Source organism: Sphingomonas sp. UNC305MFCol5.2 (assembly GCF_000712135.1).
Lineage (GTDB): Bacteria > Pseudomonadota > Alphaproteobacteria > Sphingomonadales > Sphingomonadaceae > Sphingomonas.
Genome location: NZ_JOOE01000003.1, coordinates 211,266 through 230,560, shown reverse-complemented (window position 1 = coordinate 230,560; position 19,295 = coordinate 211,266). Strand labels below are relative to the sequence as shown.

The 19,295-nt window shown below is 65.9% G+C and carries 9 protein-coding genes and 1 riboswitch; of the genes, 5 read left to right on the top strand and 4 right to left on the bottom strand.

Features of this window, described 5'->3' with window-relative positions; translation table 11 throughout:
- Positions 1 to 3: 3 nt before the first annotated feature.
- The 5 genes from BR78_RS0112775 to BR78_RS0112755 all read left to right on the top strand — a co-directional run bounded on the left by BR78_RS0112775 (position 4) and on the right by BR78_RS0112755 (position 15,272).
- Entirely contained in the window at positions 4 to 1,497 is a 1,494-nt protein-coding gene (locus tag BR78_RS0112775; protein WP_029936626.1) for a hypothetical protein, read from the top strand.
- Positions 1,494 to 3,362: an ATP-binding protein gene (locus tag BR78_RS0112770; protein ID WP_051683319.1), complete on the top strand. Its 1,869-nt coding sequence runs from the start codon at positions 1,494 to 1,496 to the stop codon at positions 3,360 to 3,362. The genes BR78_RS0112775 and BR78_RS0112770 overlap by 4 nt, the downstream gene beginning before the upstream one ends.
- Positions 3,356 to 11,974, top strand: a complete 8,619-nt coding sequence (locus tag BR78_RS20540) for a hypothetical protein (RefSeq protein WP_037566683.1) — start codon at positions 3,356 to 3,358, stop codon at positions 11,972 to 11,974. Before BR78_RS0112770 ends, BR78_RS20540 begins: the two co-directional genes overlap by 7 nt.
- Positions 11,971 to 12,366 (top strand): Imm1 family immunity protein, encoded by a 396-nt coding sequence (locus BR78_RS0112760; protein WP_025560465.1) that lies wholly within the window; start codon positions 11,971 to 11,973, stop codon positions 12,364 to 12,366. The genes BR78_RS20540 and BR78_RS0112760 overlap by 4 nt, the downstream gene beginning before the upstream one ends.
- A gap of 407 nt (positions 12,367 to 12,773) precedes the next feature.
- On the top strand, positions 12,774 to 15,272 hold the full coding sequence (locus BR78_RS0112755) for a hypothetical protein (RefSeq protein ID WP_156022313.1): 2,499 nt from the start codon (positions 12,774 to 12,776) through the stop codon (positions 15,270 to 15,272).
- Positions 15,273 to 15,399: 127 nt separating this feature from the next.
- Here BR78_RS0112755 and BR78_RS0112750 read toward each other — a convergent pair whose 3' ends face one another.
- The 4 genes from BR78_RS0112750 to BR78_RS0112735 all read right to left on the bottom strand — a co-directional run bounded on the left by BR78_RS0112750 (position 15,400) and on the right by BR78_RS0112735 (position 18,988).
- The gene (locus BR78_RS0112750) at positions 15,400 to 16,428 is read right to left on the bottom strand and encodes a hypothetical protein (RefSeq protein ID WP_025560463.1); all 1,029 of its coding nucleotides are present in this window, start codon (positions 16,426 to 16,428) and stop codon (positions 15,400 to 15,402) included.
- Positions 16,429 to 16,639: 211 nt separating this feature from the next.
- The gene (locus BR78_RS0112745) at positions 16,640 to 16,846 is read right to left on the bottom strand and encodes a hypothetical protein (RefSeq protein WP_025560461.1); all 207 of its coding nucleotides are present in this window, start codon (positions 16,844 to 16,846) and stop codon (positions 16,640 to 16,642) included.
- Positions 16,847 to 16,926: 80 nt separating this feature from the next.
- Positions 16,927 to 17,002: riboswitch (cyclic di-GMP riboswitch) on the top strand.
- Positions 17,003 to 17,183: 181 nt separating this feature from the next.
- A complete protein-coding gene (locus tag BR78_RS0112740) occupies positions 17,184 to 17,585 on the bottom strand; it encodes a hypothetical protein (protein ID WP_025560460.1) in 402 nt (133 codons plus the stop codon).
- Positions 17,586 to 17,653: 68 nt separating this feature from the next.
- The gene (locus BR78_RS0112735; protein ID WP_231478255.1) at positions 17,654 to 18,988 is read right to left on the bottom strand and encodes a hypothetical protein; all 1,335 of its coding nucleotides are present in this window, start codon (positions 18,986 to 18,988) and stop codon (positions 17,654 to 17,656) included.
- Positions 18,989 to 19,295 lie beyond the last annotated feature (307 nt).

Below are 19,295 nucleotides of genomic sequence, written 5' to 3'. Positions count from 1 at the left end.
GCGATGGGCGTCGCAATCGCGCGGCTGAGGCTTCGCGGGCCGCCCGATCGCGCGGCCTTGGCCCGGTTCGCGATCGAGGACGGGATCCGCACCTCGTGGCCCGACGACGAGCGGCTGGTGTTGATCCGCCGCGTGGCGCTGGGGCGTACGCGGCCCGAGCAACGGCCCGACCGGCGCAGCGCGCAATTCCGCCAGGCCTGGGACCTTGCGACACAGGGGCGACGTCACGGTGGCGAGAGCAACGCGGGCGACTCCAATTGCGTGTGGTTCGCCAGTCACGGCGAGGCGTGGCGGCTGCTCGCGCGCGAACTGATCGCCGGTCGCCGCCCGGTGGCCTGGTACTGGCGACTGGCCGTGCCCGACTGGCAAGGCGAGCCGGCGCGCGAGTGGCTGGCAGCAGCGCTCCGGGAGGCATTGGCCGGGCGCGGAGCGATCGAGCCCGTCGCGCTGGTGGAGGCTGTCGTTGCCGAAGGCGGGATCGATTTGTTGCTTGTCGCGACGGAGCAGATGGCGGCGGGGCCGGTCCGACTTCCACTCGCGGAGACCAACGCCGTCGCGGATGCGGACCGGGCGGCGGAGGCTGCTGCTGCGGCTGCTGGGGGCGATCCCTTGGTGGCGCAACGCTTCGCTAACGCGCCGGTTCTGGCTGTTCGGGAAGCCTTGCCCGAGCGGCTCGTGGCCGCGATCGAGCGGTTGGCCCTGCAAATCGGTCCGGGAGCGCCAATAGCGCGCCGGCTGCTTGAACGGTTGCTGTTGCGTGGAAGCCCGGCATTGCGGCTGGCGCCACAGCAGCTCGCGGAGGCAGTGCGCAGCTATGTCGTCCTGCTCGAGACCGGCCGCGGTCCTACGGCGTCGATCGCGCGCGGGGCTGCCGGGTCGAAAGTCGCCGAGGCTGCCACCCCGGCAACGACGCAGCAGGCAGAGGCGCCGCCGGCAGGAGAGGCGGACGCTGCGGGGTGCGCGGCCGCCATGCCAGATCCGGTGCAGACGCGGGCATTGGAAGGCGAGCCGCTTGTCGCACCGCCTTCGGTCTCGCGCTTGTTCGATGAAGCCACAAGCCCCTTCGCAGGCTTGTGGCTGGTGGTGCCGGTGTTGATCCGAATGGGCTTTCGCGAATGGCTGACCGACCATCCCGATCTCGCCGCGGCCGATGGCGGGCGGCGACTGATCCGCGCGATCGGTCGGCATTTCGGTGTCAATCCCGAAGACCCGGCTTTGCTACCGTTTGTCGATTGTGTTCCCGGCGATCCCGATTTCGCCCGACCTTGGCGAGTCGCGCTCGATTTCCATCTGTGGCGCCGTGCGCGCATCCGCCTTCATGAAGTCGTGTGCCGTCCGGGCTGGCTGCGCCAGACGGAAGAGCGGCTGGTGATCGGCTTCGATCCCGAGTCGGTCGACCTGCGGTTGCGGCGCCACGCGCTCGACATCGACCCAGGCTGGACCGACTGGCTCGGGCTCAGCGTCCGCTATCTTTACGCGAAGCAGGGCGAACCATGACCGCGCCCCTGCCTTCCGAGATGCGCAGCCTGCGCGCGCTCGCGCTCCATATGCTGCGCAGCATATGCGGCGCGAAGGGTGCGCCCGGCCCCGCGGTTTCCGAAACCTCACTCCTCGCATCGATCCGCGGCGCGCCTGCGGAAGCCGACGCCAAGCTTTGCGCCTTGGCCGATCGCTTCGGCCTGAGCGACGGCGAATTGCTCGCGGCCACGCTGGTGCTCGCAGTCGAGACCGACGCTGGGATCGCCCGGCTGGTCGCGCAGGCGCAGAATCCGGTCGGCAGCGCACGCCCGCTTGCCGGGTTTCTCGCCACGATCTTCGCGGCATTCGGGCTCGATTGCGTCACGCTTGCCAGCGGCCCCGTCGCGCGGATCGGCTTGCTCGCCCTGGGCGACGAAGCGGCGCCACTCGCCGAGCGCAGCATCGGCATGCCGCTGGCGCTGGTCGCTGCATTGGGTGGCGGGTGCCTCGAACCCGACGGTATCCATCCACTGCGGATCGGACGCACGGCACTGCCCGAAGCACTCGTCGCCGAAGCGCAGGCACGTGCCGCGCGGATCGCGGCGCGCGCCGAGCCGGCTTTGCTCGTGCTTCGCTCGCCGAGCTTGCGCGAAAGCGAGGCGATCGCCGCGCTGATCGGCCAGACGCTCGCGCTCGCGCCAGTAGTGCTGGGCGAGCAGCAGCACGTCGCGCAACATGTCTGCTGGCTGGCGGCTTCCAACAGCCTACCGGTGTTGCGCCGCGCGCTTGGGCCGGGCGAGCGCTGCCGTGTCGAGGATTTCGGGGTCTGGGATGGGCCGTTGCTGCTGCTTGCCGGGATGGAAGGCGTGATCGAGGCGCCCTTGCCTTCGACCGAATGGGCACTGCCCCTGCCCGAGCGCACCGAGCGCGTGGCCTTGTGGCAAGCGGGTGGAGTCGAGGCCGCCCTGGCTGAGCAGGCTGCCGTCACCTATCGCCAGGGCGCGGGACGTATTGCTGAAGTCGCCGAACGCATGGCCCTGCTCGGAGGCGACGCTCCGGGCTGGGCCGATCTCGTCGCCGCTGCCGATGCCGGGGCGAGCCAGCTCGACTCGCTCGCGCGGCGCTCATCGGCGCAAGTCGCGCGCGAGGATCTGGTAGTGCCGCCCGAGCTGGGCGAAGGGCTCGAACTGCTGATCGACCGCATCCGGCTGCGCGACCAGCTGTCCGAAGGCCTGGGAAGCTCGCTGCGCGCACGCTACCGGCCCGGCGTGCGCGCGCTGTTCACCGGTGAATCGGGCACTGGCAAGACGCTCGCGGTGCACTGGATCGCACGCCGTGTCGGGCTGCCGCTCTACCGAGTGGACCTTGCGGCGATGACCAGCAAGTGGATTGGCGAGACCGAGAAGAACCTTTCCAGCGTGCTCGATGCTGCGCAGCATGCCGATGTCGTGCTGTTCTTTGACGAAGCGGATTCGCTGTTCGGCGCCCGCACCGATGTTGGCGACTCGCATGATCGCTTCGCCAATGCCCAGACCAATTATCTGCTCCAGCGGATCGAGGATTTCGATGGCGTCGCGGTGCTCGCGACCAACAGCCGCGATCGCTTCGATCCCGCGTTCGTGCGCAGGCTCGATGCAATCCTCGAATTCCCGTTGCCGGGGGCATCGGCCCGGCGGGCATTGTGGGAGACGCATCTTGGGGATCGGCATGATGTGACGGCCGAAGAGTTCGACCTGCTTTCGGTGACGATCGACCTCGCCGGGGGGCATATCCGCAACGTCGTGCTCGGCGCGGCGACGCGCGCGCGCAGAGCCGGGCGTCCGCTGGTCGCCGCCGATCTCGCGCGCGCCGCTGAGGAGGAATATGGCAAGCTCGGGCGCTCGGCGCCGCCGCTGCCATGGTAGCCACGGCCACCGCGCGCGCGGTGCGTCCGCCGCCCGCGCCGCGGGTGCCGCACCGGCTCGACGCGATGCCTTCTGCGCGCTCGACTCCGGAGGAGCGCCGCGCGGCACGTGACGCGCGGGCCGCGGCGGCGCGCAGCACCAGCCCGGCGATGAGCGGCGGACCGATGAGTAGCCCGGCTTATGTCGACCCCGCGTCGAGCGCGTTCACTTCCTATAGCGCAATGGTGTGTTCGGCTGACGACCTGGCGAGCGTCGCGCCGCCCACGGCACCGCTGATGTCGAGCGTGGCAGCCACGCCGATCGTCATGCCGCCGACGGGCACGCGGCCGACCGCGCCGACGGCCCGGCCCGCGCCGCCCACTGGCACTACCGGCGGTGCCGGCACCCCAAACGATCCTGCGACCGCGCCTGCCGACAGCACTGCGACGGACGGCGCGACGGCATCCGCAACGGCGCCGGGCGAGGCCGCGGCGGCACCCGCTGGGCCGGGGGGCGCGGCTGCCGCGCGCGGCGGCGGCGGAGCGGGGCGCACGGTCGCCGGCGGTCGTCGCGCGGGAGGACATGCACCGGAGCCGCGGGCCGAGCCGCCGTTCGTGCCGTTGCCGATACCGCCGCCCGCCAACGACCAGGTCCAGATCAGCCGCCAGCCGCTCGAGCGCACCGCCACGCCGTCGCCGCTGGCGATGCCGCACGGTCTCTCGGTGGTGCCCGATGGCGGAACCCAGGACATGTCGCCGGCAGTGCGGCGCTATCCGATCGCGTTCGAGGAAGCCGCGGCGGCGGCGGCGCGCAGTTATGACGAGGTCGTCGCCGCAGGCCGCAACGAGCATGAGCGGCTCCGCTCGCTTTATGCCGACCTCCAGGCGGATGCGCAGCGCCAGCTCGACGATTCGCTGGATAAGTTGCGCGACACCTTGGCCGACGCGCGCTCGGACCTCGACCAAGCCGAGTCCGACGCGGTGTTCCGGCTGGGACTGCAGGCGGACAATGCCCGTGCGATGATCCGCGTCGCAGCGCGGCGGGCGATGGGCACGGTGGCGGCGCGGCGCGCGGCGATCCAGGCGCGGATGACCGCCGCGCGCGAAGCGGCACAGGCCGTTGAAGTGACGCTCGGCGACTATCTCACTGCAGTCGACGTCGCGGGCGCGGCTGCCTCGGCCGCGTTCAGCGGGCTGCAGGCCGATCCCTCGCTCGGCCATGCCCCCAACACCGCCGCCGATTACGCCGATCAGGCGCCGCAGATGCAGGCGGCGGAGAATGAGGATATCGACGTCGCGATCCCGGTGCGCGCCGGCAATCGCGCAACTGCGTTCACCGACGGCACGGCAGTGTTCGCCGACAATCTCAACACCGCGCATACGAATTTCCAGAATGCCGCAACGCAGGCGTTTCAGCCGTTTCAAGGCTATGTCGATCGGCTCGGCCAGGCGCCGGCGCAAATCGCACGGATGCGCGACAATGCGATCAAGCAAGTCGACTCGACCGAGCGCAACTCGGCGGACGGCGTGCGCCGCAGCCGCAATTCGGTCGAGCTCGGGCTGGTCGACCGCCATCGCCGCAGCCGCGAGCAAATCGTCAGCCAGTCGACACGGGCAGCCGAGGGACAGCGAACGAGTATGGCCCGCGCCGGCGACAGCCAGTGGAGGGGCTTCACCAGCCTCGCCAGCGGGCAAGGTGCGGCGATCCTTGCACTGCACGAGCAGATCGCGGCGCAGCGCACCCAGCCGCCGGACAATTTCGCGCGCTTCGTGATCGAATCGGGCGAGCGGACCCGCCGCCTCCAGCGAGAAGCCGTGGACGCCCGGCTCGGCCAGTCGGGCGGCGCGGCGGAGCGGATGCGCCGCCAATTCGCGACGCGCGGGGCACAGATCGCGGCAGGCGCGGACAAGGGCATTGCACAGCTCAATGGCCAGCTGCGCGAGTCGGCGCGCGGCTCGGGCGCGCAGATGTTTGCCCAGATCCTCGCGCTCGACCAGTCGCTGCGGCGGATGGCCGATCCGGTGGCACAGTCGATCGACAATTTCCCGATTCCGGCCAAGGCCGAGCTCGATACGATGGAGAATGCCTTGTGGTCGGCGCTGCGCGACGCGCAGGCACAGGCAGTCGCAGCCTATATGGGGACGCCGGGCCCCGGCAGCACCGGCGAAGCCAATGCCAGCACCCCGCCGGCTGCCTCGACGAGTCCGCAGCCGCCCGCCGGGACCGGATCGAGCCCCAAGGAATTCGTCGACCTTTCCGACGACTACACCGCCGCGCCGGAGAGCGAGCAGCAGATCTTCGACCTGACTCGCTCGATCGCCGAGAGCGTGGTCGGCGACGTCACCCGCCGCGGCGACGGGCTGATGACCCAAATGACGCTGCTCGGGCAAAATCCGGAGCAGACGCTCGATCTGGTGCGCGGGCTCACCTATCGCCGCGGCCAGGCCGTGATCAAATATTATAACGAGGTCCGCCCCGGCAATCTGTGGGACGACGTCGCCACGTATATGAGCTTCGGCAATCTGCTGACCGGCGTGAGCTCGCGGGTCTACAGCGGCGACGCAGTGTATAATTACCTGCTCGGAAACCGCGCGGCGGGGGCGCTGGCCGAGATCCAGGCGGCAACCGAATGGACCAACAACGCCGATCAGGTCCAGGCGGCGATGACGTCGCTCAGCCCTGCCGACATGGCGGCAATGCGCGGATTGCCCGGCGCCGCCGAGATCATGGATTCGGTCGAAAACGACCTGGAAGGCGCCGATCGGCGGATGTTCCAGCTGCTGCGCACCGCCGACGAGACCAACGCCGCCGATCGTGTCGCGGCGGCGCGCGCGGTGCGGACCGAGGCGGCAGTGACGACTGCGCTCGACGAGAATGCCACGCGCGGCGGCGACAATGCCTTCGACGCGATGGAACGCTTTGCGCGCCAGGCGGGGACGAGCCGGCTCGAAGGCGCACGCGATTTCAATCTCACCGCCACCGGCGAGTTCGAGAGCGCCGAAGCAGGCGAGGCGAGGCGTCGAGCCGCATGGGCGAATACCGTCTCGCGGCTCGGCAATGACGGCGCGGTGCGCGCCGACGGCGCGGCGGGAGGCGAGGCATGGCTGCGCGAACTGGCGAGCCGGGAGCGCACCTATAGCGACGGCGACTATCTCTACACCGCCTCGCTGCGTACGGAGCAGGTCGATTTGCTGACCACGCTGGCGCGCACCGGGGCAGGCACCGCCGATACTCGCGCCATGCAGCTCGCGGTCGAGGACAGCCGGCCGGGCGGGGCGAATCGCGAGCGAGTCGAGCGCGCGCTCGACGATCCCGAGCTCAACGACGACATGGGCAATCCCGACGATCCCAATTCGCGAATGTCGCATCCGCGCGATCCCGCGGCCGAACCGAGCCGGCTCGAACGCGCCCAGGCGCGCGAGGCCGAGATGTACCGGGTATGGGATCGCTATCGCAATGGCGGGCGCGACACCGGGCGGACCCTGACCGAGATTCGCGCCGATCTGGGCGGACGGCTGCGACGCGGCGCGAGCGACGAGCGCGAGGGGCGGCTGATCGAATCGCAAGTTACCCGCGGGCTCACCGATCCGACTGTGGCCGCGCTTGCCTTCGAGCACGCCGTCGACCGCTGGGGTACCGACGAGGGCCTGCTGCGCAGCACCTTCGGGCGGATGAGCCGCGACCAGATCCAGGCTGCGGTCGCCGAATATGACCGAACCCACACCCCCGGCCTGTACGAACGGCTCGGGTTGTTCGAGCATTCGGACGACTATTTCACCGAATTATCAGGCGACGACCGGATCGAGATGCAGGTCCTCGCGATGGGCCAGCCGCGCAATCCGCGCGAGCGCGCCGAAGTCAGCCGGATGACGTCGAGGCTTCAGCTCGACAATGCCGGTTGGGCGGGGCAACTGCTCGCCCGCGAGGAGTATCGCCGGCTCGAGGCATCGCACAATCGGCTGATGCGCGTGATGGGAGTCAGCGAAGGCGACGCCGAGCATGTCAGCGACTTCGATGCACGCGGCAATCTGCGTTTCCGCAATCGCGAGGGCGTGATGGTACGTGCCGGGCGCTTCGACGAGCGCGGCAATTTCGCCCCCGCCGAGGGCGACAGCGTGGTGGGGTTCAGCGCGCTGATGGCGACCAACCAGTCGAACGCCCAGGCGTATCGCACCGCCACCGACAATATCGCCAACGCCATCACCACGGCGCTGGTCGTCGCCGCGGCGGTGCTCTCCACCGCATTGACCGGTGGCGCGGCGGCGTCGTTCTGGATCCCGGTGCTGACCACTTTGGGTGCCGGCGTGCTCGGCATGGCGGCGAGCTGGGCGATCAAGGGTGGGCGCTACGGCTATGAGGATGCCGGGCGCGATTTTGGACTGGCGGTGGTGCAGGCGGCAACTGCGGGGCTCGCCTCGGGGCTCAACATCGCGCGCGCCGGCGGGATGGGCGCGCTCCGCGGCGCGCTGGGCTCGAGGCTGATCTCGACCGCGGGCTTCCGCACCGTGACCCTGGCGGAGGAAGTGGTGATCGGCGGTGCGGCGGGCGCATTCAGCGGCGCCGGCACCGCTGCGTTCGACGATCGCGCCTGGGACCGCGGTGAATGGCTCTCCAATATCGGGCGCGGAGCCGAGCGTGGCTTCGGCGGTGGGGTGATGAGCAGTCTCGCCACGGGGCTGACTTCGCGGGCAGTCAGCTTGGGGGCAGGCGGGCTCGGGCGGCTGTCGGGCACGAGCGAGGCGCTTCGGCGCGGCCGCGTGGGGGACGTCGCCACGCGCTTCGGCGGAATGCGCGGCCAGGCGTGGAGCGAGAATTTCGGCACCCGGCTGCTTGGCCGCACGCTGGGCGGCGGAATCGGCAATGCCGCGTCGCGCTGGTCCGAAATCAATTATGACCGTCGTCAGGGCCGCTACGAAGGGACCAGCGCGCAGGCTGCCGACGAGATCTGGGGCGCGGCGGCGCAGGGCGGGATCCAGAGCTTTCTCGAAGGCACGTTCGAACACGCCGCCGATTCGAGCGCGCGGCTGCAGCGCTGGCGCGAGTCCGGAATGCCGCCCGAGGGAATGCCCGGAGGCCGCCCGCCGTCGCGCGCGCCGCCGGAGGAAGCGGGGGTTCACCCACCCAGCCGTGCCCCGCCGGAAGATGAGGCGGGCATGCACCCGCCCAGCCGCGCACCGCCAGAGGAACAACAAGGCGCGCCTGCTCGCCGTCGCGGCGCCGCGCCTGAGGAGGAACTCGCCGTCCGCACTATGGACGACGATGGCAAGGCGCCGCGCCGGGCAGTCGCGGCCAACGATAATCCGCTCGTCGCCACGCATGTCCAGATCGACTTGAGCACCGCCGATCCGAACCTGATCGGCCGCGTCACCGAAGGCACGGTGATCGTGCATCCCGATCCCACTAATTATGCCGGCGCCGAGGCCAATTTTCGCCGCCTGCTCGCCGCCGACCCGACGCGCGAGGCGGCGATCTACCATAATCCCGACACCAACGAATATGTCGTGATCCAGGGGGGACCCCGAGCGGTCACCGCTATCCGGCCGGACGGCGAGATGACCGGGGTCGGCGCGCAGGGCCGGATGGTAGGGCAAGGTGGGCTGGTACGCGGGCGGCGGCCTTGGATCCTGCAGGAGCATTTCCACCCCAACCGGCCGGGCGAAAGCGGCACACGGCTGTCGCGGCGCATGCCCAGCGCGATCGGTGGCGACATGCAGGTGGTCCTCGTCGAATCCGAGATCATGGGCTTCGGCGCGCGTTCGTCGCGGATCCATTTCGATGACAACGGCACGCCCAATTTCACCGATTTCGGCGTCACCCCCGGTCATCCCAAGGGGCCGCTCTGGGTCAATTATCCCGATCCGGTGACCGGAGTGCGGGTCACCGAGCATTTCGCCACGCTCGGCGATTATCATCGCGCGATGGTCAAGCTGACTGGCGACGATGCACGTGCCGCCGCCGGCGGCACGGCGGTGCGCACTGCCGATCACGACGCGCTTGATCCCGCCGGCCCCCGCCGCGCGCTGGAGCGCGGTTCGACCGAGACGGCACTCACCGATGCCGATCGCCCGGTGATCCGCGCGCTGGGCGAGCAGCTCGGGCTCAACGACCAGCAGCGTATGCACCTTGCGGGCCTGCGCGCGGCGGGGTCGACAGACCCCGAGATCGCGCATGCCGGCACCCGGCTCGACGCCACCGAGACTCGGTCGCGGCGGATGGTCCGCGATCTCGGGCTGGTCGGTGAGCCGGATTCGATGGCGCGGCTGCACTTGTTGATGAACGACCTCAGCCTGTCCGAGCCGATCCGGCAGCTGCTCGCCGACACGGTGATCGCCGCGACCCGAGAACATATGATAGCGATGGGTACGCTGGCGAAGGACGAGCCGCTGATCCTGCTCCTCCACGGCGCTCCTGGTGTCACGCCGGGTTCGGGCGCCGTCACCCGCGGCGCGCTGATCCGCGAGCACGGCATCCAATATTCGCACATCCAGGGCGGCTCCAGCGACGATTTCGGGCGCGCTTTCTACACGACGACGCGTGTGGAGGCGGCCGAGGCCTATGCAGTCAAACGGAGCCGCGCACATATGGACCCGCCGCGCGGCGAAGTGTTTCCCTTCATGCTGCGCGGCCGGGATTTCGGCCCGACCGTCGACGTCACTCCCGGCGGAGCCCATCGCGCGCTGTGGGAGCGCTATGTGGTCGAGCATTTCAACGAGTTCGGCGATCCGCGCATGATGCCGGGCGGGCCCGGCTATGACTTCACGCGGCGCCAGCAGGCGTTCGGGGTGATGGATGCCAGTGCGAACCGCGGGGTGGTTTTCGAAGGTTTTCTGCAACATCTCGCGGCGCAGACCGGCCGCCCCGAACTGGCCGCGCCGCATCTGGTGCTCGGCGAGCTCGGCGGGCCGTTCACCACCGGCACCGGCTCGGGCAACCAACAGGCGATCCGCAGCCAGCACATCATGGACATCATGAATGCGCAGCTCGGCTTCCGCCGCGCCGGCGCGGGCGCAGGAGTGGACGAGGAAGGCGCTCTGGCGGTGCGCACTGCCGATGAGGTGCCGGTCACGGCCAAGCCGCTTACCGAAACTCCGAGTGCCGAAGAGTCCGCGCTCGTCCATGCCGCGGTAGCGCCGGCCGTGGCGGTGGCCGCACCGTCACCGCCGCCGCTCATTCCCGGATCGCCCGAGCAGCTTTCCCAGAACCCTTTGCATATTGCCGACACGCCGCAAGGGCGTGCACGTCAGGCGATCGAGCGCGCGATCGCCATGACACCCAGCCCCGAAGTGCAAGAAAAGCTGCGCGGCCTGTTCGATGCGATGGAACCGCAGCACGGGCTGATCGTGGAATATCTGTCCGCGCGCACTCAGGCCGAGCGCCAACAGATCCTGCAGCGCGAGCGCCGAGCGCTGCGCGAGGTGCGCGGCGGCGCTAGCCAATTCGAGAATCTGACCCGTCGCCTGACGTTCCTCAGCGAGTTCGTCGGCGCGCCCTTCCGGGTGACGGTCGAGCATCTCGCCGAGCTGCACCAGATCGGGTTGCCGACGGTGCCCGGCCTAACGCCGGCCGCGGAGGCGCGGCTGCAGCGCTTCATGCTCGAATCGCCGCTGATCCTGCATCTGGTGCGTACCGAGAGCCATCTGGTCGGCCCGCTGCTGGCCAATTTCCGCAAAACGAGCGCCGTCGAGTTCGAATCGCATATCGAACAGCAGCTTCGCAAAAAGGGGCTCGACCCGCAGGCGCGTGCTCGGCTTGGCGAGACTTTCCCGTGGCTTCTCGGCGGCGTTGCGCGGTCGAGCGTGCGGCAGGACCTGACGGGCGTCGCGCGCGGCACGACCGAGATGCTCGGCTACGAACCCGGTGATCGCCATGCTTCGGGCGACCTGCCCATTGGCCCCCATGTCGATCTGCTCGATCCCCGACACCCCCCGATCCAGCCGACCGAGCAACTGGAGTTGGGCACGCGCGTGATCCATCCGGACTATGGCGAAGGCACCGTTGTGGCAGTCACCAATGGGCTGGCCGAGGTCAAGTTCACCAGCAGCAATCCGGCCAAGGCGATCCCCACTTTCGTGCCGCTCGAATTCGGCACGTTGTTCCGCCTGCGCGACCCGATGACCGGCGGAGAATTGCCTGTCATTCCGATTCGCGTCGATGGCGAGCTCCAGAGTGAGTTCCAGCGGCTGCGCGACTATCGCGTCGAGCAGGGCGTGGGTCCCTATATTGGGGGCAAGGGCGACACCGGCACCGTAGCCGTGGCGCGTGTCGGCGACGAGCATTTCGCGGGGACGAATTCGACGATGAAGCTCAAGGATGGGCCGACGATGACCTCGGCCGATCGCGCGGCGATGCTTGCAATCCTGCAGCATCTCGGACTGGCCTCCACCAGCCCGGCAGATGCCAACAAACGTCAGCATTTCACCCATGCCGAATTCGAAGCATTGTATCTTGCCCATCGCGAGCTGGGCACATTTCCGGACGTGGTCGAGCTGTTCGTGGATCGCACGACGTGCGAATCGTGCAAGGGTAATCTCGATGCAGTCGCTGCCTATTTCGGCATCAAGGAGCTTCGCGTGTATCATTACGAGCAGGAGCGGGGCTGGGGCCCTGACATCTATCGGCCGCGGCGGCGATGATCAGCTTCTCGCACGGCGGCACCGTTGAGAACATCGTGCCGGAGGGCGCGCGGCTGGCCTATCTGATCGAGACTGCCGATCCCGAATTCTGGAACGGTGTCACGGGCATGTCGGCATTCACCTATCGCGCGGGCAAGCTCGATCAGACGCTGTATCTCTCGCTGGATCCCGCGCTCGGTTATTACCTGTTGCTCGAATATACCGATCGCAGCCGCATTTATGCGACCGCGGCCGTTCCCGCCGGGCCAGGGCCCGGGCTGATATGGTGGGGGGGCGAGCGGATCGAGCTTCCCGCGGAACGGTTCGTGTCCTCTGCCGAGGCGCATCGCGCGATCGCTTGGTTCCTCGAGACCGGAGATGCCGATCCCGACACGAATTGGGAGCTGTTCTAGTCCGTTTCCTGTCGCTGGATCGGCAGCACCGTCGGAGCTGTCACTGTCCCCGCTTGATCCAGCAGAGGTGCACTCCTGCGTATTGGTTTCGGTGTCCCAGATGCAAAACGGCAAGGGGGCTTCGTTATCGGTGCGCTCGAGGTGTCATTAGATCGGTTGAACAGGTAATCTAGTGCCAGTTGGTGTGGTCTATCTTTAAGTGAAAAGGTATAACCTTAGTTATATGATCCAATGCGCGCGTCATAATTTGGCATGCCGGGATTCTGTGCCGAAACGACATCAGTAACGCCGACTACGTATATCTCACGGGCAATATATATCTTGTTGAATCATCTACGCTTTGGTAGATTTCAATTATGGGGCGCCCGCGGTATCTCAGGACGACATTTTGCCTTCCTCTTTGGCTCGTGGCCATGCAGCCGGCAAGGGCGGACGAGACGGATGGCCCTCAGGATCAGCAGCCGCAAACCGCTGATGAGATCGTCGTTTACGGCCGCCGGCTGGGTGTGTTGCCAGGTGTCCCTCCGGAAAACGAACTCAACGAAGGAGATATTGCAGCGTACGGCGCCAACAGCGTCGGCGATCTGCTCGATCAGGTGGGTGGCGCGGCCGATACGTCCGGTGAAGGTCCCGTGGTCTTGATCAATGGCCGGGAAACCACCGGTCTGAACACGATAAACGACCTCCCGACCGAGGCAATTCGCAAGATCCAGGTGTTGCCGCAACGCGTGGCTGGGCGACTGGGCGAACGTCCAACCCGGCGAGTGATCAACGTGGTGCTCAAGAATAACCACCGGCAGGTCACCGGAAATGCCGAGGGGACTTTCGCGACTGCCGGCGCGGGGCGAAGCTACAAAGCCGAAATCAACTTGTTGCGGCTGAAGGACGGCAACCGCGACAGCCTGGTTTTCCGCAGCGAACGCGTCGATCCGCTGTTTGAAAGCGACCGCGACATCGTCAGCGAGCCATTGACGGCACCCTATGACGCTCGCGGCAATATTTTCGCGTCTGCGATCCCGGGAACGGAGATCGATCCGGCGCTGAGCGCGCTGGCGGGGCAAATAGTCACTGTCGCGCCGATTCCAGCCGGCAATGCGGCGCCGACCCTGGCTGCGTTGGCAGCCAATGGCAACCGACCCAATTTTACCGATGTTCGTGATTTTCGCACGCTTGCTGCCGGCAAGCGTACCTTCTCGGTGAATGGCAACATTGCGCGGCAATGGGGAAAGACGGCGCTCTCGCTCAACGCGCGCGCGGAATGGGCGAACACGGACTCGCAGTCGGGCCTTGCGGGCGTGTCGCTATTGCTGCCGGCCGGTACGCCGTTTTCGCCGTTCACACGCGATGTCAGGATCGCGCGCTACGTGGGCGATGCGCTGCGCCAGCAGGGCCACAACGCCAATCTCGAACTTGGCGGCGATTTCACGACGCCGATCGGCGGCTGGAATTTGCGCGTTGCCGGAAATTGGCAACACCTCGCCGCCAGGACCGATAGCCAGGCGGCTTTCGATCCGATCCCGCTCCAGGCCGCGATCAGCGCCGGCACGGTCAATCCGTTCGGAGCATTGCCCGCCGACCTGACAGGGCTCCGGCGTAATTTTTCGCATTCGCGCAGCGACAATGCGTCCCTGCGGGCCACGCTCTCCGGGCGGGTTTTGGAATTGCCGGCGGGCGCGATGCGCGCCGCGATGACGGCGACGGTACGGACGGACCGGCTCGACGCGAAGTGGGAGTTCCTGTCGGTACCGAACGCGACGGGATTTACGCGAAACGAAGCGGCACTTTCAGGCAACCTCCAAATTCCCCTCCTCGGCGACAAGTCGCCAATCGGCAATCTGGAGCTCGACCTCAACGGCGCGATCCGCAGGTTCAACCGAATCGGGACCGTCGAGGATTTCGGCGTCGGCCTGGCGTGGCAACCGGACAGATCGCTGAATTTCCGCGGCTCGTTCGACATGCAACGGCAAGCGCCTTCGGCCCAGACACTCAGCGACCCGCAAGTCGTCTATGAAAATTACCGTATTTTCGACTTTGTCACCGGACAGACGGTCCAGGTCCGCTACATCACCGGGGGCAACCCCGATTTGCCCGTTGCCAGGCGCAGAATTTGGTCGGTCGGAGGCACCTATCTGCCCTTCGACAACGCCAATCTTATCCTGACCGCCGAATATTCCAGCCGGCGAACCACAAATCTTCAGTCGACGCTCCCTCCCGTCAACGCGCAGGTCCAGACGGCATTTCCCGATCGCTTCGTTCGCGACGCCAACGGCATTCTGACGCTCGTCGACAGCCGGCCGGTCGCCTTTGCGTACGACAATAGCGACCAATTGCACTCGCGGATCGACTTTCATGGTTCGCTCGGAAAGCCCAGCCGGGAACGCGCGGCCGGCTCGAGAAGCGATTCCGACGGCGCTTTTTCCTTCGACGGCCGGCCGCGCTTCAATTTCAGCATCGAGCACAACTGGATCCTCCGCAGCGTGCGTCGCGCCCAGCTCGGCCTGCCCGAGATCGATTTGCTGGCCGGGGGAGCGACTGGATATGGCGGAGGCTTGCCTCGGCACACCGTACGGGTTTCGGCCAATCTCGCCGGTCGGGGTGTGGGGATGCAGCTTTACGGTACCTGGCGCAGCGAAACGCTGATCAGATCGGCCGAAACGCCATCGCCAAGCGACCTCTTTTTTTCCGCGCAGACCAATGTCGATATGCGGCTCTTCGCGGATCTTGGCACGCTGGCGCCGGGCAACGCGGTTCTGAAAGGCGCGCGCCTGTCCCTGGCGGTGACCAATTTGCTCGATTCCAAGCAGCGGGTTCGTGATGGCAACGGCCTGACGCCGATACGGTATCAGCCCTATCTGCTGAACCCGCTGGGGCGCGTGATCACGATCGGACTTCGCAAAGTATTTTGAGGCGCAGCCGGGCGGGCATGCGATCTCTGTGTCAGCAGCAAATGTCGATCCGCCCAGGTCACCGCCGGAATCCAAAGCCCCGCCAGTGTTATCTGGCGGGGCTTTTCGAGTCAGTAAGCCGGCAAAATCAGACCACCGGAACCGTGACCCAATTGTGGCTGCCGTCATTGAGGTTCGGAACCCCGACAGTCGCACCACCATTATACCACTCGGTCGTGCACTTATCGCCGGTATAGCCGTTCTGCTTGGCCCAGGCGCCCGGCAGCTTCGTGCCCGTCTTGCTCGGCGAGATGCAGACCACGACCTGGCCGATGATCAGCGTCGCGCTGGTGTCGAAGCCTTCGCCGGCATCTTCATGCGCGCGGAGCACATTGGTCTGGTCGACGTTGATCGCGGTTTGCGCCTCGTTGCCCTGCAACGCGGGCGGATCATTATAGGCATCGTGATGCTCGGTGTAAGCCGGGGTGCCCTGGAACATGCAGTGCGGATTGGCGTCGCTGCCGCCATGGAACGGGTCGCCCCACCAGGTCGGGAGGTTCAGCGGATCTTCGCCTTGCTTGGTGAAGGCGGCGCAATTGCCCCGGATCGCATCCTCGGAATCGCCGAAGTCGCCGGCGATCACGTAAATGCCGACTGCCGGATGGAAAATGTCCACGGCGGGATGATAGAGCGCCTTGAAGATGTCGCAGCTGAACGCATGGGCGTACGTCGTCTTGAACGTTCCCATGAAATCATAGGTGCTGGCGCTATAATGGCCGCCAACGGCCTGCTTGATCCCGAACATGTTGACGCTGCCGCCGTTGCGATACGGGTCGCCAAGAATTTCGACATGTCCCGGGGTAAAGGTGCCGGCGCCGACGAGGGTGCCTGCAATCGCGTCGGTGATCGAGTGGGTGCCGGTTTCCACAGGTCCGGCAACCCACGTCACCGGGCCGAGCACCACCTGGCCGGACCAGATGTCGCCGCCTGCACCATCGGTGTCGTGCGCCATTGCCGCGGCGTCGCACGTCGCCTGCATTCCGGGAAGAACAACCTGCCCGGGATCGGCCGCCGGCGTCGGATCGACAAGGGTGACCGCGGCGAATGCCGGAATCGGGGCGACAGAGACTGCGAGCGCGACAATCGCGCTGGCAGAGGCTCGAAAGATCGGAATCATGGTCCACTCCTATTTTTTTGTGTGCTCATCGTCTCCCGTCGGCGACTCGAAGTTCGAGCGAGAGGCATGTGCAAATTATGTTTGGAGTTAACCCAATAGTAAATAAGATGTTTACGGATTTGTGGTAAGAATATGGCCTAGTATGAAACTAGAGATATAAGATGCTATCCAAGTATAACTTTGGTTATATTATCTATGTTGTGAATCTATCTCAGCCTTGTTTCTTTCTGAAGGCGTTCCGGACGTGTCGGGCAAAGGGGTCCTTGGGTCTGGCCGAACTGCCTGCGGCAGTCGATCTGCACTGCTCGTCGGTGATCTGATCGAGATGCGCCAGCGCGCACCTGAGGTCATCGGCCAGCGAACTGCCCGCAATGTGCGCCCGGACGAGTTCCAGCATGTCGAATAGCGCCGCCAACATGTCGACAGCTCCCAAAAAGCCGCCGTTAGCCTATGCTCCGTCTAACCGACCGCTATTGGTAGCTAGCGGACGTTCAATTTTGTCCGAAAGGGCAGACTGTCGGCGACGGCAGGACGCGAAGCCTCCGGGCTCGCAAGAGCTAGCGGGGCCGCCAGGAGGGAAATGGAAGGCGTGTAAGGGCGTACGAGTCAATTATCCGATCGACTGTCGGGCGGATCTCGAGTCCCCTGCGCCGGTGTCGGTCAACGGAGCGCGATCCTGTCCGAACAGCAGATAGAGGAACGGCGCCTCGAAGTTGGTTTCGGCCGACTGGCGAATGACGAGCGTGTCCGGCCGCTCACGGAATAGCCGGTCGCACTTTTGTCGCGAACCGCTCGAAATCTTCCTTCATGAGCTTCAGCACCGGCGCGGCGTCGGCGACCGCTACGGCATTCAATCTGTCGCCGCCGAGGCTGTCCTGCCATGCGACGACAGGCTGCAGCTGAAGGCGCCGGTTCGCTCCCGAGGGTATTTCAACCACCGTGTAATAGAAGGTCATGGCGCGCCCATTCTTTGTGCGCATCACCCGCACGAGCCGCTGCGGCATGGCATTCACCATGTAGGTCACACCGTGCGGACCGCCTTCGGATTCAGCTTCCTGCCCGACACGGTTGATATAGTCGCCGACATCGGCGTCGGCCGCGATTGCGCCGAGCGCTACCGATGGCTCGAAATTGAGCATGACGGAGCCGTCATCCATATAAGCCATTCCTCTCGGCAGTGACATGCAGCCACCGGCGGCGAGGACCAGCGCGATCGCACAGATCCTCAGGGCCAGCATTTCTTGCGATCGGTCCCGATGGAATCGTCGATCGAGAATTTCATCGATTCCGTGTTGAAAGTAGCGCCCGGGCAGTTGTCCAGCCAAGTTTCATAGGCCGCTGCCGTGTCGAGCGTTCGTCCGGTCACCTGATAGAACGCGTTGAGGAAGAACAGCTGCAGGCTGAGGTCCATCGACGACCATTGCCCTTTGGTTGCCGTCACTAATGTCTTGAATGACTCGACCGATGGCGCGCGCCGGAAGCGCTCCCGGACACTGAGCGCTTCGAGTGATTGCTCGAGACGGGTTGCATCGCGAGTCGCTTCGCCGATCTCGCGTTGCGCGACCTGGGGATCAGTCAGCCGCTGCATGATCGCAGATGAGCGGTCGCGCACGATCTGGGGGACTGCCAGGTCGGCGCCGATCACTGTCGCGAAAAGATAGGGCACGGCCTCGATGCTCGCTCCCTTGCGGATCCTGGCAGTGCGATGGTCGAACTTAAGCGGATTTTCCCAATAGGTCACCGATTGATTGCAGGGTACCGCCGAGACGACGAGCCCGCCCGTCTGCAGGACTCCGAGCGGCACGCCGCCGGACTCCGCCAGCAGATGTCCGCCGTATAATTGAAACGTGAAATCGACGAGCGTTTTGTTCTTCTCATTGGCCAAGACCGATTGCGCCGCTTGCGTGGCCAGCGCAAGCAAAGGGCCCGCGCCGGGCGCTCCCGCGAGGCCCGAGAGTGAGGCGCCTGTGGAATTGGCTCTGTCGAGCATTTCGCGAACCGCGGTATTCCTCTCCGAGGACACGTCGACCAATCGCAGACGGAAGAGCGGCGCGAATTTGGCGTCCCACGCGTCGTTGCTGTAAACGAGCAGGTTGTTGAAGTTGAGCAGCGAGTCAGGCTTCACGCCGCGCTGGTACCAGACCGCAATGGTCGAAAGTTCGCTTTCCCCGCTGGTGATATCGAGCAGGACGGCAATGTCCCTTCCATCGGATCCGAAGATGAAATCACTCAAGCGGCCGTTGCACTGTTTCAGGGTTGCCGGAACATAGGCGCCTGAAACGACAATACTCAGCGGTTGCCGATTTTGAATCGAGCGGCGGAGGCCGGTCAGCCGTCCATCGGATTTTAGTTCTGCCGCTATCTGATAGGCGTCGACCAAGTCCGAATAGCGATTACCGTCAATGGCGCCAGTCGTCGTCTCATCCGGTTTCATGAACCAGACTTTGTTGGCGCCATAAACCGGTGTTTCGACGGCCGATTTGTCGCCGAGGCCGATCATGCCCCGTTCGGCGCATCCGGCAGAGAAAAGCGCAAGACAGACAATGAGAATTCTTCGCATCCTAGCCCCCTCGAGAGTATCTCCCGCTACAAGAACGCGACTCGAGTAGAATATGAATTTCCCACCCAAGTTGAGATTACAGAAGTTGATATCCACCGTAAATAACAAAGCGTTCGTTTGGCGAGATTTAACCTGGTCGTGCCGGCTTGAAGCGGGTGGGTCTGCCCTTCTCGACGCGCCAGGAAGCTTGTGCAGATCCGCCCGCAAGGGCACGATCACAACCCCGGACTCCAGTTATGACTGGAGGAGTTTTGGGGAGCACGTCAGTTCGAATGAGTTGATTGCATCCGAAAGCGGTCGTTCAAAA

What these genes read in the sequence shown, in the direction of transcription:
- BR78_RS0112770 (WP_051683319.1), top strand. Translation starts at nt 1,494, where the DNA reads ATGACCGCGCCCCTGCCTTCCGAGATGCGCAGCCTGCGCGCGCTCGCG.
- BR78_RS0112750 (WP_025560463.1), bottom strand. Translation starts at nt 16,428, where the DNA reads ATGATTCCGATCTTTCGAGCCTCTGCCAGCGCGATTGTCGCGCTCGCA.
- BR78_RS0112735 (WP_231478255.1), bottom strand. Translation starts at nt 18,988, where the DNA reads ATGCGAAGAATTCTCATTGTCTGTCTTGCGCTTTTCTCTGCCGGATGC.
- BR78_RS0112745 (WP_025560461.1), bottom strand. Translation starts at nt 16,846, where the DNA reads ATGTTGGCGGCGCTATTCGACATGCTGGAACTCGTCCGGGCGCACATT.
- BR78_RS0112740 (WP_025560460.1), bottom strand. Translation starts at nt 17,585, where the DNA reads ATGGATGACGGCTCCGTCATGCTCAATTTCGAGCCATCGGTAGCGCTC.
- BR78_RS0112760 (WP_025560465.1), top strand. Translation starts at nt 11,971, where the DNA reads ATGATCAGCTTCTCGCACGGCGGCACCGTTGAGAACATCGTGCCGGAG.
- BR78_RS0112775 (WP_029936626.1), top strand. Translation starts at nt 4, where the DNA reads ATGGGCGTCGCAATCGCGCGGCTGAGGCTTCGCGGGCCGCCCGATCGC.
- BR78_RS20540 (WP_037566683.1), top strand. Translation starts at nt 3,356, where the DNA reads ATGGTAGCCACGGCCACCGCGCGCGCGGTGCGTCCGCCGCCCGCGCCG.